The sequence below is a fragment of the Microbacterium sp. Marseille-Q6648 genome (assembly GCF_943181415.1).
In the GTDB taxonomy this organism is placed as follows: domain Bacteria; phylum Actinomycetota; class Actinomycetes; order Actinomycetales; family Microbacteriaceae; genus Microbacterium.
Genome location: NZ_CALPBZ010000002.1, coordinates 242,917 through 257,918, shown reverse-complemented (window position 1 = coordinate 257,918; position 15,002 = coordinate 242,917). Strand labels below are relative to the sequence as shown.

General features: G+C 72.8%; 12 protein-coding genes. 2 read left to right on the top strand and 10 right to left on the bottom strand.

The window, feature by feature from the left end; translation table 11 throughout:
• Nucleotides 1-44: 44 nt before the first annotated feature.
• The 7 genes from NFR93_RS08750 to NFR93_RS08720 form a co-directional block, all read right to left on the bottom strand.
• Nucleotides 45-1,490 carry an aldehyde dehydrogenase (NADP(+)) gene (locus NFR93_RS08750; protein WP_251452119.1) on the bottom strand — a complete coding sequence of 482 codons (1,446 nt, stop codon included), beginning with the start codon at nucleotides 1,488-1,490 and terminating at the stop codon, nucleotides 45-47.
• 100 nt (nucleotides 1,491-1,590) lie between these two features.
• Entirely contained in the window at nucleotides 1,591-2,679 is a 1,089-nt protein-coding gene (locus NFR93_RS08745) for a mandelate racemase/muconate lactonizing enzyme family protein (protein WP_251452117.1), read from the bottom strand.
• Nucleotides 2,676-3,575, bottom strand: coding sequence for a 5-dehydro-4-deoxyglucarate dehydratase (locus tag NFR93_RS08740; RefSeq protein WP_251452115.1), 900 nt, complete (start codon nucleotides 3,573-3,575; stop codon nucleotides 2,676-2,678). The genes NFR93_RS08745 and NFR93_RS08740 overlap by 4 nt, the downstream gene beginning before the upstream one ends.
• Nucleotides 3,572-4,513, bottom strand: a complete 942-nt coding sequence (locus NFR93_RS08735) for an NAD-dependent epimerase/dehydratase family protein (protein ID WP_251452114.1) — start codon at nucleotides 4,511-4,513, stop codon at nucleotides 3,572-3,574. Before NFR93_RS08735 ends, NFR93_RS08740 begins: the two co-directional genes overlap by 4 nt.
• A complete protein-coding gene (locus tag NFR93_RS08730) occupies nucleotides 4,510-5,889 on the bottom strand; it encodes a Gfo/Idh/MocA family protein (protein ID WP_251452113.1) in 1,380 nt (459 codons plus the stop codon). The genes NFR93_RS08735 and NFR93_RS08730 overlap by 4 nt, the downstream gene beginning before the upstream one ends.
• Nucleotide 5,890: 1 nt before the next feature.
• On the bottom strand, nucleotides 5,891-6,961 hold the full coding sequence (locus tag NFR93_RS08725) for a LacI family DNA-binding transcriptional regulator (RefSeq protein ID WP_251452112.1): 1,071 nt from the start codon (nucleotides 6,959-6,961) through the stop codon (nucleotides 5,891-5,893).
• 14 nt (nucleotides 6,962-6,975) lie between these two features.
• Nucleotides 6,976-8,010 carry a LacI family DNA-binding transcriptional regulator gene (locus NFR93_RS08720; protein WP_251452111.1) on the bottom strand — a complete coding sequence of 345 codons (1,035 nt, stop codon included), beginning with the start codon at nucleotides 8,008-8,010 and terminating at the stop codon, nucleotides 6,976-6,978.
• A 71-nt stretch (nucleotides 8,011-8,081) separates the two neighbouring features.
• On the opposite strand from NFR93_RS08720, the gene NFR93_RS08715 reads away from it, so the two are divergent.
• Both NFR93_RS08715 and NFR93_RS08710 read left to right on the top strand, forming a co-directional pair.
• The gene (locus NFR93_RS08715; RefSeq protein ID WP_251452110.1) at nucleotides 8,082-10,418 is read left to right on the top strand and encodes a beta-L-arabinofuranosidase domain-containing protein; all 2,337 of its coding nucleotides are present in this window, start codon (nucleotides 8,082-8,084) and stop codon (nucleotides 10,416-10,418) included.
• 60 nt (nucleotides 10,419-10,478) lie between these two features.
• A complete protein-coding gene (locus NFR93_RS08710; protein WP_251452109.1) occupies nucleotides 10,479-11,516 on the top strand; it encodes an aldo/keto reductase in 1,038 nt (345 codons plus the stop codon).
• Nucleotides 11,517-11,582: 66 nt separating this feature from the next.
• Here the strand turns inward: NFR93_RS08710 and NFR93_RS08705 are convergent, their stop codons facing one another.
• Genes NFR93_RS08705 through NFR93_RS08695 form a run of 3 tightly spaced genes read right to left on the bottom strand, consistent with a single transcriptional unit; the run spans nucleotide 11,583 to nucleotide 14,907 of the window.
• Nucleotides 11,583-12,476 carry a sugar phosphate isomerase/epimerase family protein gene (locus NFR93_RS08705; RefSeq protein ID WP_251452108.1) on the bottom strand — a complete coding sequence of 298 codons (894 nt, stop codon included), beginning with the start codon at nucleotides 12,474-12,476 and terminating at the stop codon, nucleotides 11,583-11,585.
• On the bottom strand, nucleotides 12,473-13,690 hold the full coding sequence (locus NFR93_RS08700) for a dihydrodipicolinate synthase family protein (protein WP_251452107.1): 1,218 nt from the start codon (nucleotides 13,688-13,690) through the stop codon (nucleotides 12,473-12,475). Before NFR93_RS08700 ends, NFR93_RS08705 begins: the two co-directional genes overlap by 4 nt.
• A gap of 5 nt (nucleotides 13,691-13,695) precedes the next feature.
• The gene (locus tag NFR93_RS08695) at nucleotides 13,696-14,907 is read right to left on the bottom strand and encodes a Gfo/Idh/MocA family protein (protein ID WP_502846275.1); all 1,212 of its coding nucleotides are present in this window, start codon (nucleotides 14,905-14,907) and stop codon (nucleotides 13,696-13,698) included.
• Nucleotides 14,908-15,002: the final 95 nt, after the last annotated feature.

The following is a 15,002-nucleotide window of genomic DNA, read 5'->3' as shown; positions in this document are numbered from 1 at the left end:
GCTCGACGGGCTCCGGTGGATGCACCTCGCGCCGAATTGCTCGATCAGGGCACGCGCAGCTCACCGTTCCGGCGGTGGGGGAGCCGGCTGAGGGTGTCGTCGCGCAGCTCGGCGGGGAGGAGCCGCTGCGGCGCGTCCTGGAAGACCACCGGGCGCAGGAAGCGGCGGATCGCGGTGGCGCCGACCGAGGTGTGCAGCGAGGTCGTCGCCGGCCAGGGGCCCCCGTGGTGCTGCGACCACGTGACCGCGACACCGGTCGGCCAGCCGGCGAACAGCACGCGCCCCGCGCGGCGCTCCAGCAGCGCGAGCACGTCGGCGACGTCGTCCTCCTCCTCGCTGTGGATCGTGGCGGTGAGCGAGCCGGGCACCGCGCGGAGGGCGGCGAGCAGATCGTCGGCCCCGTCGTAGCGCACGAGCAGGGTGACCGGCCCGAAGCACTCCTCCAGAAGCGTCTCGGGGCGTGCCGCGACAGCCGCGGCATCCGTGGTCAGCACGATCGGCCGCGCCGATCCGTCCTCGGCGGGTGCGCCGTGGGCGAGCACCTCGACCGACGCGTCGGCCTCGAGGTGTGCGATGCCCTCGGGGAAGGCGGCCGTGATCCGGTCGGTCAGCAGCGGTCCGCCGGCCGTGCTCGGCACGAGCGTGGCGACCAGGTCCTCGAAGCCGGCGCCCCGCGGCACGAAGACGACCCCGGGCTTGGTGCAGAACTGCCCGATGCCGAGGGTGAAGGAGCCCACGAGGCCCTGCGCGAGCGCGTCGCCGCGAGCGGCGACCGCCGCGGCGGTCACCACGACGGGATTGACGCTTCCGAGCTCGCCGTAGAACGGGATCGGGTCGGGGCGCCCCGACGCCAGATCGAACAGGGCGCGTCCCCCGCCGAGCGAGCCGGTGAACCCGGCCGCCTGGATGACCGGATGCTGCACGAGGGCGTTCCCGGCCTCGCGGCCTTCGACCAGTGCGAGCGAACCCGCCGGCGCGCCGGCGGCCACGAGCGCGTCGGCGACGATCTCGGCGGTCCGCGCAGAGAGCCGCGGGTGCCCGGAGTGCGCCTTGACGATGACCGGGTTCCCCGCGGCGAGGGCCGAGGCGGTGTCGCCCCCGGCCACCGAGAACGCGAACGGGAAGTTCGACGCCGAGAACACCGCGACCGGCCCGACTCCGGTGAGCATGCGTCGCAGCTCGGGTCGAGGGGGCGTCGCGCCGGCATCCGCGTCGTCGACGGTGAGCTCGAGGTACGAGCCCTCCTCGACGACCGTGGCGAACAGGCGCAGCTGGCCGGTCGTGCGACCGACCTCGCCGCGCAGTCGGGTCCCGCCCAGCCGCGTTTCGGCGTCGGCGATCGCGACGAGGTCGTCGGCGTGGGCGTCGAGGGCGTCGGCCGCTGCGCGCAGCCACGTCGCGCGCTCGGCGGCGCTCGCCGCCCGCCAGACCGGGGCGGCGGCCTCGGCCGCGGCGGCGTACTGGTCGAGCTGCTCGGTCGTGGTGGTCATGCGGGTTCCTTCCGGGAGGTCGGCGGGACGCGGGGAGGGTGGTGAGCCGTCGGCTGTGTCGGCTCGGTGGAGCAGAGGGCGACGGGCGTGACGGCTCGCATCATGAGAATCGGATGCCGAGACCGACGTGCGGCACCTCGGTCAGTGCGCCGTCGGAGATGGACACGGGTGACGGGTCGGCGAGGGCCCCGAGCGCGCCGAACCCGGCGTCCTCGACATCCTCGACCATCGGTTCGGCCACGCCCGGGACCGGCCGCAGGCTCAGCGCGAGCTGACCCGACAACTCGGGCAGCAGATGGGGGTGCAGCGCGGCGCCGTACTCGGCGGCGATCGCGGCGATGCCCAGGAACGGGGTGATGCCGCCGACGCGCACGACGTTCGGCTGCACGATCTGCACCGCGCCGGCGCGCAGGAACTCGTCGAAGCGGTAGACCGTGTGCAGGTTCTCGCCGAGGGCGATCGGGATGCCGCTGGACGACGTCAATCGCCGGGCCAGTTCGGTGTGTCCGTACAGATCGTCCGCGCGCAGCGGCTCCTCGATCCAGGCCGGAGACACCTCGGCGAGCACCTCGAGCGATGCGGTCGCGCGATCGAGTTCCCAGCGCTGGTTGGCGTCGATCATGAGCGCACGGTCGGGACCGAGCACCTCGCGGACCGCGCGGAGCCGGTCGAGGTCCTCGGCCACGTCGGGCTTGCCGACCTTGACCTTGACGGCATCGAACCCCGCATCCACCCACCGCTGCGTCTGCGCGACGAGCTCGTCGGCCGAGTAGTGCAGGTTCACCCCGCTGCCGTACGCGCGGGCGCGGGTGCGGGGTGCGCGGAGGAAGCCGGTGAGGGACGAGCCGTCGCTGCGGCACGCGGCATCCCACAGCGCCAGGTCGAGTCCCGCGAGGGCGATCGTCGTGAGACCGCCGCCCCCGGCCTCGTGCAGGTGCCGCCATGCGGGCAGCCAGCCCTCGCCCGGTTCGCCCGGTCCGCCGACGGCGAAGCGCGGGATGTCGTGCTGCAGCAGCGCGAGCACCGCCTCGGCGCCGATCTGGGGAGTCCACGAGAAGCCCCAGCCCTCGGCGCCGTCCGAGCGCACCACGTGCGTGGCGATCACGCCGACCGACGTGACATCCGCCGCCCACGGACGCGTGAGCGGCACGCGCACGAGGCGGGCGTCGAGGGAGCGGATCGTGATCACAGCAGCGCGCGCCCGGCCTCGAGGATCTCGGCCAGCCGGGCTTCCTGCGCCGGCGTGGGGTCCATCAGCGGGGCGCGCACCGGACCGACCGGCAGGCCCGACAGCCGCAGGCCGGCCTTGATGAGCGACACACCGAACCCGGGCGTCTCGTCGCGCAGGCGCACGAGCGGCGAGTAGAACCCGTCCAGGAGCGCGGCTCTGCGGGTCTCGTCGCCGTCGACGTACGCCCGGTAGTAGGCGTTCGCCACCGCGGGGATCATCGCGAAGGCGGCCGACGAGTACAGCGGGATGCCGATGCCGCGGTACGCGCCCTGGGTGAGCTCGGCGGTGAGCAGACCGTTGAAGAACGCGAAGTCCTCGCGCCCTTCAGCGGCGACCGCGCGCACGATCTGCTGCGCGAGACCGACGTCGCCGACGCCGTCCTTGAAGCCGACCACTTTCGGGTTGCGCGCCAGGGTGCGCACCGACTCGACCGAGTACTGGGCGGTGCCGCGGTGGTAGATGACGACGGGAAGATCGGATGCCGCGGCGACAGCCTCGACATAGGCCACGAGCCCCGCCTGCGGACCGCCGACGAGGTAGGGCGGCAGCACGAGCAGTGCATCGGCCCCCGCGTCCGCCGCCGCGCGGGCGAGGGCCGTGGCGTGACCGAGCGGGCCGCCGGTGCCGGCGACGACCGGTACGCGGCCGGACACCGTCTCGGCCGCCACGCGCACGACATGTGCGGCTTCGTCAGCCGACAGCGCGTGGAACTCGCCGGTTCCGCACGCGGGGAACACCCCGCCCGGGGCATGCTCGAGAGTCGTGGCGACGTGGGTGTGCAGCAGCTCGTCGTCGACGCGGCCAGCGGCGTCGAAGGGCGTGACGGGGAAGAAGAGGATGCCGTCGAAGTTCACGCCAGCACGTCCTTTCGGTCGGGGTCCACGGCCGTGGCGGCCGTCTCGTCCAGGGCGGTGCGCCACGTGTGGGCGGGCGACCAGCCGAGCACCCGCCGGGCTTTGGCGTTCGAGAACGCAGGTGCGGTGCCGGTCAGCCCGGCGGCGAGGTCGGCGCTGCCGGGGACGAACCGCGGCAGCAGGTCGGCGAGCGGTTCGCGGGCGAGGGCGTCGTCGGCGCCGACGAAGAAGACCTCGGCGTTCGGGATGTGGGGGAGCGCCTCGAGCAGCGTGTCGACGAACGAGGCGACGTCGCGGGCGTCGACGTAGTTGAACAGCGCCGGCGCCGAGAGGGCGGGGTCGGCGAGACGTTCGCGCACCGTGTGACCCTGCTGCGTCGGCGCTCCCGCCCATTCCTCCGGCGCGATGACGTAGCAGGGCCGGAAGGCGGCGAAGCGCGTGGCCTCGCCGGTCTGCCGCGCGAACATCGCGATGGTCTGCTCGGCCAGAAGCTTCGACAGGGCGTACGCGTTCCACGGCCGCGGTGCAATGTCCTCGTCCAGGGGGAACCGGTCGGGAAGCCACCCGGCGGGGGCGCCGTAGCCGAGGACCGTGGGGCTCGACGCCGTCACGATGCGGGAGATGCCGGCCGCGACCGCTGCGCCGACGGTGTTGAGCGCGAGCGCCGCGTTGGTGCGCAGGATCACGTCCTCGGGTGCGCTGAAGGGCACCGCGATCGCCGCCAGGTGGACGAGTGCGTCCGCACGGGTCGCTGCCACGGCGCGTGACGCGGCTTCGGCGTCGGTGAGGTCGACGGCCACCTGTTCGATCCCGTCGAGCTCAGCGGCCTGCGACACCGCACGGTCGAGGCTGACGATCTCGTGGCCGACCGCCGCGAGGCCCGCGACGAGGCTGCGGCCGAGGCGACCGGCACCTCCGGTGACGACGATGCGGCTCACGAGTGCGCCGCGGCGGAAGGGCCGGCGGTGCCGGCAGCGGCGGGTGCGGCATCCTCACAGAGGAAGCGGATGCCGAGATCGGCGATCTCGACGGGGAGGCCGGTGGCGAGCGAGCGGTTGCCGGCGATGCCGACGGCGATGGAGCGCACCCCGTCGCGCCAGTCGGCGGGGCGCGCGAGCGGGTCGTCGCCGTGGCCTTCGAACACGTCGGCCAGGAGCAGGCGGTCGCCACCGCCGTGGCCTCCGGCGAGGTTCTCGATCTGCACCTCGTACGGCGCCTCCCAGTGGCGCTGGACGATGAGGCGCTCCCCCTCGGGGCGCAGCGACCCGGACCCGCCGGCGTCGACGGCGCTGGGATCGAGCACGGGGTGGAGGCCTTCGTCGGCGAGGACGGCGCCGCGCTCGACGACATCGAGCTCGGCCCGGCCCTCGGTGCCGTTGACGGCGACGCGGTATCCCTCCCATGGCGCGTGGGCGTTGAGGGAGTAGCTCAGCGTCGCACCCGAGAGGTAGTCCACGACGAGGGCCAGGTTGTCTTCGATCGTGATGCCGTCGGAGAAGACGTCGAGGTCGCGGTGGTAGCCGTCGTGCTGAGCGGCGTCGAGGTAGAGGGCGGCGAGGCGCTCGTCCTGGCGGAGGTCGAGTTCGAACGCGTCGGCCCCGTCGTGGGTGCCGCGTGCGGGGCGGCCGGTGATGCCGCGCGCGGCGGCGTTGTCGGCGCCGTAGAACCGCAGTCCGCCCGAGGCGTAGACCCGACGCGGGCTGGACCGGATCCACCAGTTGACCAGGTCGAAGTGATGGCTGGACTTGTGGACGAGCAGCCCGCCGGAGTTCGCCTTGTCGCGGTGCCAGCGGCGGAAGTAGTCCGCGCCGTGCTTGGTGTCGAGCATCCACGAGAAGTCGATCGACGTGACCTGCCCGATCGTGCCGTCCTGGATGACCTGGCGCAGGGCCGAGTTGCGCGGCGAGTACCGGTAGTTGAACGTGATGACGACCTCGCGGCCGGTGCGGTCGATCGCGTCCTCGATGGCCGCGGCGCTCGGGCCGTCGATCGTGAGCGGCTTCTCGACCACGACGTCGGCGCCGGCATCCAGGGATCGCACGATGAGCGGCGCGTGCAGGTCGTCGCGGGCGCAGATCACCACCCGGTCGATCTTCTCGTCGCGGATCATCCGCTCGAGGTCGTCGGGCCCGTAGACGGCGGGCGCCGCCGCACCTGCCGCCACGACGCGATCGACGTGGAACGCCGCGCGCACCGGGTTCGGCTCGCAGATCGCTGCCAGGACCGCGCGGTCGGCGTACGTGCCGGTGATCGCGTCGACGTACATCTGGGCGCGGTGTCCGGCTCCGACGACGGCGTAACGGCGATGACTCATCTCACTCCTCCAGGAAACGTTTTCTCAGGGTAGCACGACGATCCACCGGCCGGGCGGGTGCCGGGTGGATGCGGTCAGGCGGGGGCGGGCCCGGTCGAGCCTCGGGCGACGAGCTGCGGACGCAGCCACAGCGGCTCCCGCGGCTCGGCGCCGTCGAGCAGGTCCCGCATGCGCTCCCATGCCTGAGAGCCCAGCTCTGTGGAGGCACGGCCGCGGTCGTCAGCGGGGGCGTGGTGTACGCGGCGAAGGGGATGTCGTCGAAGCCCACGATGGAGAGGTCGTCGGGAACACGGCGTCCGGCGGACTGCGCGGCGCTCAGCAGGCCCATGGCCACCAGGTCGTTGAACGCGACGGCGGCCGTCGCCCCCGAGGCCAGCACGGCGGCCGCGGAGGCGGCTCCCGCGTCGAAGTCGACACCGCACGGCAGCTCATCGACGACGACATCGGGATGCGCGGCGCGGAAGTCCGCGATCGCCTCGAGACGGGCGGCGTTGGCGACGCTGCGCGCGACGCCGGCGAGGAAGACGATGCGCCGGTGGCCGAGGCCGTGAAGGTGGGCGAGCTCGTCCGCCAGTGCGCTGCGGTAGTCCGCGCGCACGGCCGGTGTGGCCCCCGCCGAGCGGTTGACGAGCACGACGGGGCGCAGGCCGCCGACGAGCCGCTCCAGCTCTTCCTGCGGCAGTCGCGGAGCGCACAGCACGATGCCGTCGGTGCGGCGGCGGGTGGCGGCGGCGAGCACACGCTCCTCGTCGACGGACTCGGCCGAGTCGGCGACGAGGACGTGGTAGTCGTCGGCGGCGGCAGCGCGGCTGAGTCCGCGGAGGATGGCCTGGAACGTCGGGTTGCCGAGGTCGGGGACGACGACGGCGACGGTCTGGGTCCGGCCGAGCACGAGTGAACGCGCCACGGGACTGGCGGTGTAGTTCAGCTCCGCGGCGGCATCCTGCACCCGCGCGACGAGCGCCGGGTCGACGGTCGGGTTGCCGTTGAGGGCGCGCGAGACCGTCGACAGCGACACGCCGGCCTTCGCTGCGACGTCGTTGATGGTGACGCCCTTAGGGGGTCTGGGCATGGGAATCCGGACGATCAGGCGCGCTCGGGCGTGGAGCCGCGGACCACGACGTCGAGGGGCAGCGGCGGCAGCGACGGATCCCAGTCCTCCTCGAGCACCGCGTGAAGCGCCCGGTAGCCGAAGTCCTCGAGGGGGACGTGCACGGTCGTCAGGCCCGGGCGGATGTCGCGACCGGTCGGGATGTCGTCGAAGCCGGCGACGGCGAGGTCGGACCCGACCTCGCGCCCGGCGTCGCGGATCGCGGACATGGCGCCGATGGCGACCACGTCGCTGATGCCGAAGACCACCGTTCCCGCCGCCACGCCGGCGGCGAGCATCCGCTGCGCCCCCTCGTAGCCGGCGTCGCGCGTGAAGCCCGCGCGGATGACATCTCGGACGACGCCGCCGCCGGCGGTGAAGCCCTCCGTGAAGCCGGTCACGCGGTCGTCCGAGGTGCGCACGCCCTCGCGGGCTCCGACGATCACCGCGTCGCGGTAGCCCAGCTGCGACAGACGCGTCGCGAGCGCGCGCGAGCCGCCGAGGTTGTCGACCGTGACCGAGCGGATGTCGGCGCCGACGGGTCCGAGCGCGACGACCCGGCCGCCCATGGACTGGAAGGCGTCGAGCTCCGCCTGAAGGCCGGCCCCGTCGGGGCCGTCGGTGCGGGATGCCGCGAGGATGAGCCCGCGCGGACGCTGACCGCGCAGCGCCCGCACCAGCTTCGCCTCGCGCTGCGGGTCGCGCTCGGTGATGGCGATCGTGACGACCAGCCCGGCCTCGTCGGCGCCCCGGGCGACGCCCGACGCGAGCTGGCCGAAGTACGGGTCGGCGATGTCGGCCACGAGCAGCGCCACGATCGCCGCCGTGCCGCGCGCGGTAGCTTGCGCCGACAGGTTGGCGGTGTAGCCCAGCTTGTCGGCGGCCGCCTGCACGCGGTCGCGATAGCTCTCGGCCACCTTCCGTGTGGATCCGTTCAGCACGCGCGACGCGGTCGCCAGCGACACACCCGCCTCACGGGCGACGTCGTGCAGAGTCGCCGAACCACGGGTATGCGTCGCGATCTCGCTCACAGCCCGAGTCTAGGCCTCCGGCCCGGCATCCGACACTATGGTGGGAAGCGTTTTCCGTCTCCAGGAGCATCATGCCCGCCACGAGCACGCTCGTTCGATTCCTCCCTCCCGCCGCCGTGCAGCTGAGGGAGGGAGCGGACCTCGCGGCGCAGCGGACGGTGCGCGAGACCCTGCTGCGCCTCGATCCCGACCGGCTGCTGGCTCCCTACCTCCGCGAGGCAGGACTGAGCGCGCGGGCCGAGCCGTACCCCGGCTGGGAGTCGGACGGGCTCGACGGCCACACCGCCGGTCACGTGCTCTCGGCCGCGTCCACCCTCGCCGCGGGCGGCGACGACGCGCCGATCGCGGCGCTCGTCGAGCACCTCGTCGGGGGCATGCGCGACGCGCAGCAGGCGATCGGCACCGGCTATGTCGGAGGAGTGCCCGACGGTGTGGCCCTCTGGGACGAGGTGCTCTCCGGAAGAGTCGAGGCCGGCGCCTTCTCTCTCAACGGCCGGTGGGTGCCGCTGTACAACCTGCACAAGACCCTCGCGGGCCTCCTCGATGCGACCGAGCTCGTCGGACACCCCGTCGCCGACGCGGCGCTCGCCGACCTCGGGGACTGGTGGCTGCGCACCGCTGCCGCCCTCGACGGCAGCGTCTTCGGCACGCTGCTGGACTCGGAGTTCGGCGGGTTCACCGAGGCGTTCGCCCGCCTGGCGATCCTCCGCCGCGACCCCGCTCCGCTGGCGCTCGCGCGCCGCTTCGCCCGCCCCGCGCTCGTCGAGCCGCTCGCCGCGGGCAGGGACGAGCTCGACGGGCTGCACGCCAACACGCTCATCCCCGTCGCCGTCGGTCTCGCCACGATCGAACGCGCCGCCCGCGAGGTCGACCCGGATGCCGTCGCCGACGTCGCTGCGCGCGAGGGTGCCGCTGCGCGGACCTTCTTCGACACGGTGGCCGGGCGTCGCAGCATCCCCCTCGGCGGTGACAGCGTCGCAGAGCACTTCCACGCCGCCGAGGACTTCTCGAGGATGTTCGTGGCGCGCGAAGGGCCCGAGACCTGCAACACCCACAACATGGTCAAGCTCGCGGCCGAGCTCCACGCCCTCACCGGCGACGACGCGTATCTGCGCTGGGCGGAGCGGGCACGTCTGAACCACCTGCGTTCGGCGCAGCATCCGGTTCACGGCGGCCTGGTCTACTTCACCTCGCAGCGCCCCGGGCACTACCGCGTGTACTCGCCCGAGGCCGAGGGGTTCTGGTGCTGCATGGGGTCCGGTTTCGAGGCGCAGGCCCGCCACGGTGCGCTCGTGTACGCCGAGTCGGCCGGCACCGACGCGGCACCCGGCGAGTTGCGCATCAACGCGCTGGTCCCCTCGTCGGTGCGCACGCGGGACCTGCTCGTCGAGATCGATCCGGCGGAAGCCGCGGCAGGCGTCGACGCGTGGCGGGTGACGGTGACGGCGGATCGACCCCTCGCGCGGGCGGTCAGCATCCTCATCCCCGACGGTGTCGAACACGCGCGCATCGAGACCGCACCGGGCGTCGTCGCCGACGTCGCCGCGGGGACGCGATGGACCGCCGGGACCACGTGGTCCGGGCGCACGACGTACCGGATCGAGCTGCCGCGACGACTGCGCGTCGAGACGGCGCCCGACGGGTCGGCGTGGGGGTGGGTGGTCGACGGGTCGGAGGTGCTCGCGCAGCGCATTCCCGACGATGCCCTCTCGTACCGCGGCACCGGAGCGCGGATGGGCCACATCGCGCTGGGGGCGCTGCGCCCCCTGGCAGAGGCGCCGATCCTCGACCCCGCCGATGTGGCCGCCGCCGAGCGGCTCGCCGACGGCCGCGTCCGCGTCGCCGCTCTCGAGGGCGCCGCGATCGACCTCGAGCCGTTCGCCGGCATCCATGACGCGCGGTACACCGTCGCCTTCCCGCTCGCGGATGCCGCGACCGCGGCCGCCCGTCGCGTCGAGCTGGCCGGCATCGACGCCGAGGCCCTAGACCTCGAGGCGCGCACGTGCGACGCCGTCGTCTTCGGGCAGCAGCAGCCGGAGTCCGATCACGCGCTCGTCGCCGACGACGAGGACACGGGCATCGTGGGCGACGTGCGATGGCGGCGGACCGCCGGGGCGATCCGGTTCACTCTGCGCGACTGGACCGGCACGGCCGACCGGCTCCGTGTGGAATGGTTCCCCGCCGAGGAGCCGGGGGGCCTCCGGGTGCATGCCGGCGGCGCCGTCGTCCTCGACCGCACGCTGACCCCCGGATCGACCGAGACCGTCTGCGAGGTCGACCTGCCGGCGACCCCCGGCGCCCTCGAGTGGAGCATGATCATCGAACCGGCCGGTTCGAGAAACGACCGGGCGGTGCGCACTCCGCGCCTCCGCGGGGTCCGGCTGCTCACGTCGGTCGCCGACCGCTGAACCGTTCCGTCTCTTCCCACCCGCCCTTACCGCCCGCCGTCCCCACCCGCAAGGAGCACCATGCCCATCGCCGCCGATGATCACCGTCTCGACGCCGCCTACACGGCCGCGCCCGGCCGCTATTCCGATGTGTCCTACCGTCGCGCCGGGCGCAGCGGCATCCCCCTTCCGGCCATCTCGCTGGGGCTCTGGCAGAACTTCGGACGGAACCGCTCCGCCGATCGCCAGCGCGAGATCGTGACGCACGCGTTCGACCGCGGGATCACCCAGTTCGACCTTGCCAACAACTACGGACCCCCGTACGGCGAGGCCGAGCGGACCTTCGGCGGGATTCTCGCCCGCGACCTGGCGCCCTATCGTGATGAGCTGTTCGTGGCGACCAAGGCCGGCTACGACATGTGGCCGGGTCCGTACGGCGACGGCGGCTCGCGCAAGTACCTCTTCCGCTCGCTCGAGCAGAGTCTCACCCGGCTCGGCACCGACTACGTCGACGTCTTCTACTCCCACCGCCTCGACACCGAGACGCCCCTCGAAGAGACGCTGCAGGCTCTCGTCGACATCGTCCGCAGCGGCAAGGCGCTCTATGCGGGCATCTCGAACTACCCCGCCGACCTCACCGCGGCGGCCGCCGACTACCTGGCCGCTCAGAACGTGCGGCTGCTGCTGCATCAGCCGCGCTACTCGCTGTTCGCGCGCGAGCCCGAGGGTGCGCTGTTCGACACCCTCCTGGAGCGCGGCATCGGCAGCGCGGTGTTCTCGCCGCTGGCGCAGGGGCTGCTCACCGACAAGTACCTCGGGGGTGAGGTGCCCGAGGGGTCCCGCGCCGCCGACAGCTGGTACCTCGACGGGTCGGCCATCACCGAGGACTACCTGACCCGCATCCGCGGCATCAAGCGCATCGCCGACGAGGTCGGCCTGCCGGTGGCGGGCCTCGCCGTCGCGTGGGTGCTGCGGCATCCGGCGGTGACGACGGCGATCATCGGAGCCTCGCGCCCCGGCCAGATCGACGACGCCATCGCGGCCAGCCGGGTGCCGCTCGAGGACGCGGTGCTCGAGGCGCTCGAGGAGTTCGCACCGCCCGCCGGCTCGTCGCTGTGACGAGCGAACCCGCCTGCACGCCGGCCGGAGGGGCAACGTGCAGGCGGGTTCGGGTGGTGCGTGTGCTCAGCCGGCGACGCGCGTGCGCAGGTGCGGGCTGACGGCCCGGCCGAAGGCCTCGGCGGTCTCGCGGACGATGGTGTCGGCGCCGCGCGACCAGATGTCGGCGTTGAAGATCTCGACCTCGATGTCGCGGTCGTAGCCCGTGGCCTCCACGGCGCGGGTGAGCGTGCCGAAGTCGATCACCCCGTCGCCCGGATAGTGGCGGCTGAGCAGCACGTCCGCCGGCAGCGGCGTCTTCCAGTCGCACACCTGATACGTCGCGATCCGGCCTTCGCGGCCGGCGCGCTCGATCTGGGGCAGCACGTCGGGGTCCCACCAGATGTGGAAGGTGTCGACGGTCACACCCACGACGCCCGAGGGGAAGTCGGCGGCGATGTCGAGCGCCTGCCCCAGAGTGGACACGACGCAGCGGTCCGAGGCGTACATCGGATGCAGCGGCTCGATGGCCAGCTCGACTCCCGCCGCTTGCGCGACGGGTGCCAGCTCGCCGATCGCGTCGCGGACGCGCTCCCGCGCGCCGGCGAGGTCGCGCGAGCCCTCGGGAAGGGCGCCGGCGACCAGCACCAGCACCGGCTGCGAGCCCGGGGCGGCCGCTGCGGCCAGGGTGGCCGCCTCTTCGATCGCGAGGCGGTTGTCGTCGATGGCGGCGCGACGCTCGGGGCCCTCGGGCATCGTGAAGAAGCCGGAACGGCAGTGCGTCGAGAAGCGCAGCCCCGAGTCGGCCAGCATCTTCGCGGCGGTGGCGAGTCCGACCTCCTGGACGGGCTCGCGCCACAGGCCGATCGCGGGGATCCCCGCGTCCACCGTGGCTCTCAGCGCCTCGGCCAGGCTCGCGTGCTTGACGGTCCCCTGGTTGATCGACAGGCGAGGATCGACGGTGCCGCCGACCCCGGTCACGAGATGACTCCCGGCACGTCGATGCCGTTCACGCGCAGCATCCCGTGCCAGCGCACCGCGGCGAGCTCGGGACGCTCCAGCGCGCCGGACGCGTTGGCGAGCTCCACGATGCGCGACAGGTGGGGAAGACTCCGGGCGGAGTGCAGGCCGCCCACCATCTGGAACGCGCTCTGGTGGCCGTTGAGCCACGACAGGAAGGCCACGCCCGTCTTGTAGTAGAACGTGGGGGCGGCGAACACCTGGCGGCTGAGCTCCTCGGTCGGACCGAGGATCTCGAGGTAGCGGGCGGGGTCGCCGGCGTCCAGCGCCTGGATCGCCGCCGAGGCGACGGGCGTGATCGCCGCGAAGGCGCCCAGCAGTGCGTCGGAGTGCTGCCGGGATGCCGCCGGGTCCCGCTCGGGCTGTGCCGCGTCGGGTACGTCGGCGCCGCCGATGAGACCGACGTAGTTGAAGTCGTCGCCGGTGAACATGCGCACGCCCTCGGGGAGGCGCTCGCGCACCGACACTTCGGACGCGGCATCCAGCAGGCTCATCTTGACGCCGGCGATCTTGTCGGCGTGCTCGCCGATGATCTCGAGCAGCACCGCCGACGCCTCGCGCCAATCGGGCGAACCGAAATAGCCCTCGAGGATCGGGTCGAACGCGGTGCCCAGCCAGTGCAGGACGACGGGGGTCGTCGCCGACTTCAGCACTTCGCGGTACACGCGCCGGTAGTCGTCGGCGGACTCCGCAGCGCGGGCGAGGTGGCGCGAGGCCATGAGCACCGGCCCGGCACCCTGCTCCTCGGTGAAGTGCAGCTGCTGCTTGTAGGCGTCGATGACCTCGTCCACCGAGACGTGCTCGGCCTCGAGATGGTCGGTGTTCACGCCCACCACGACCGAGCCGCCCTCTTCGCGGGCCACTTCGGCCGAGCGGGAGATCAGCTCGCGTGTGGCCGCGGCATCCAGCCCCATGTTCCGCTGGGCGGTGTCCATGGCGTCGGCGACGCCGAGACCCCACGCGTACACTGCACGGCGGAAGTCGAGCGTGGCGTCCCAGTCGACGTCCGCAGGCCGGCCCGGCGTGTTGTCGGCGTGGATCTTCGGCACCACGTGCGCGGCGGCGTACGCGGCACGGCTGCGCAGCGGGCCGTCGGGCCGGGTGTATCCCGGGGCTTCGGCGAGGGCGACCCGCGAGAGGGCGCCGTCGCCGGCGAGCAGGGTGAGGTGGCTCATGGGGGTCAGTCCAGGCTCAGCGCGGGCAGCTCGACCCGGCGGCCCTCGCGGCTGGACTGCAGGCCCGCCTCGGCCAGCAGCACGCCGCGCGCGCCCGAGAGCAGGTCGAACTCGTAGTCGGTGCCCTCGGCGAACGAGACGAGGAACTCCTCCCACTGCTGCTTGAAGCCGTTCTGGAACACGTCGTTCGTCGGAACTTCGGCCCAGTCGGCGTCGTAGTCGTGGCTGTCGGCGAGGTCGGGGTTCCACACCGGCTTGGGGGTGGCGTTGCGATGCTGGATCTTCGCGCCGAACAGACCCACGACGGCCGAGCCGTGCGTGCCGTCGACGTGGAACTCGACGAGCTCGTCGCGGTTGACGCGCACGGTCCACGAGGAGTTGATCTGAGCGACGATGTCGCCCTCGAGCTCGAAGATGCCGTAGGCGGCGTCCTCGGCGGTGGCCGTGTAGTGCTCGCCGTTCTCGTCCCAGCGGTCGGCGATGTGCACGGCGGCCTTCGCGTAGACCGACTTGACCTCGCCGAACAGGTTCTCGAGCACGTAGTTCCAGTGCGGGAACATGTCGACGATGATGCCGCCGCCGTCCTCGGCGCGGTAGTTCCAGCTGGGACGCTGCGCCGGCTGCCAATCGCCTTCGAACACCCAGTAGCCGAACTCGCCGCGCACCGAGAGAATGCGACCGAAGAAGCCGGAGTCGATGAGGCGCTTGAGCTTCTGCAGGCCCGGGAGGTAGAGCTTGTCGTGCACGACGCCGGTCTTGACGCCCGCGTCGGCGGCGAGCTTGGCCAGCTCGAGCGCCTCGTCGACGGTCTCGGCGGTGGGCTTCTCGGTGTAGATCGTCTTGCCGGCCGCGATCGCCTTGCGCAGGGCGCTGGCGCGGGCCTTCGTGACGAGGAAGTCGGCGTAGATCTCCCAGCGCGGGTCGGCGAGGGCGGCGTCGAGGTCGGTCGTGTAGTCCTCGATGCCGTGGTTGGCGGCGAGGTCGGCGAGCTTGGCCTCGCTGCGGCCGACCAGGAGCGGCTTCACGGTGATCTTCGACCCGTCGGGCAGTTCGACCCCGCCCTGATCGCGGATCGCGAGGATCGAGCGCACGAGGTGCTGGCGGTAGCCCATGCGTCCCGAGACGCCGTTCATGATGATGCCGACCTCGCGCACCGTCGGAGTGGCGGCGGAGTCGGTGGTGGGGGCCTCGACCGGTGCGAGCGTCGTGTCGGTCATGGGGTCCTTCTCTCTGTCGGATGCGTCCGGACGTCGCGGTCTCGGATGCTGTTTCGCACGCAGGTGCGGGTAAACGCTTTCCAATAGTGTGCCAT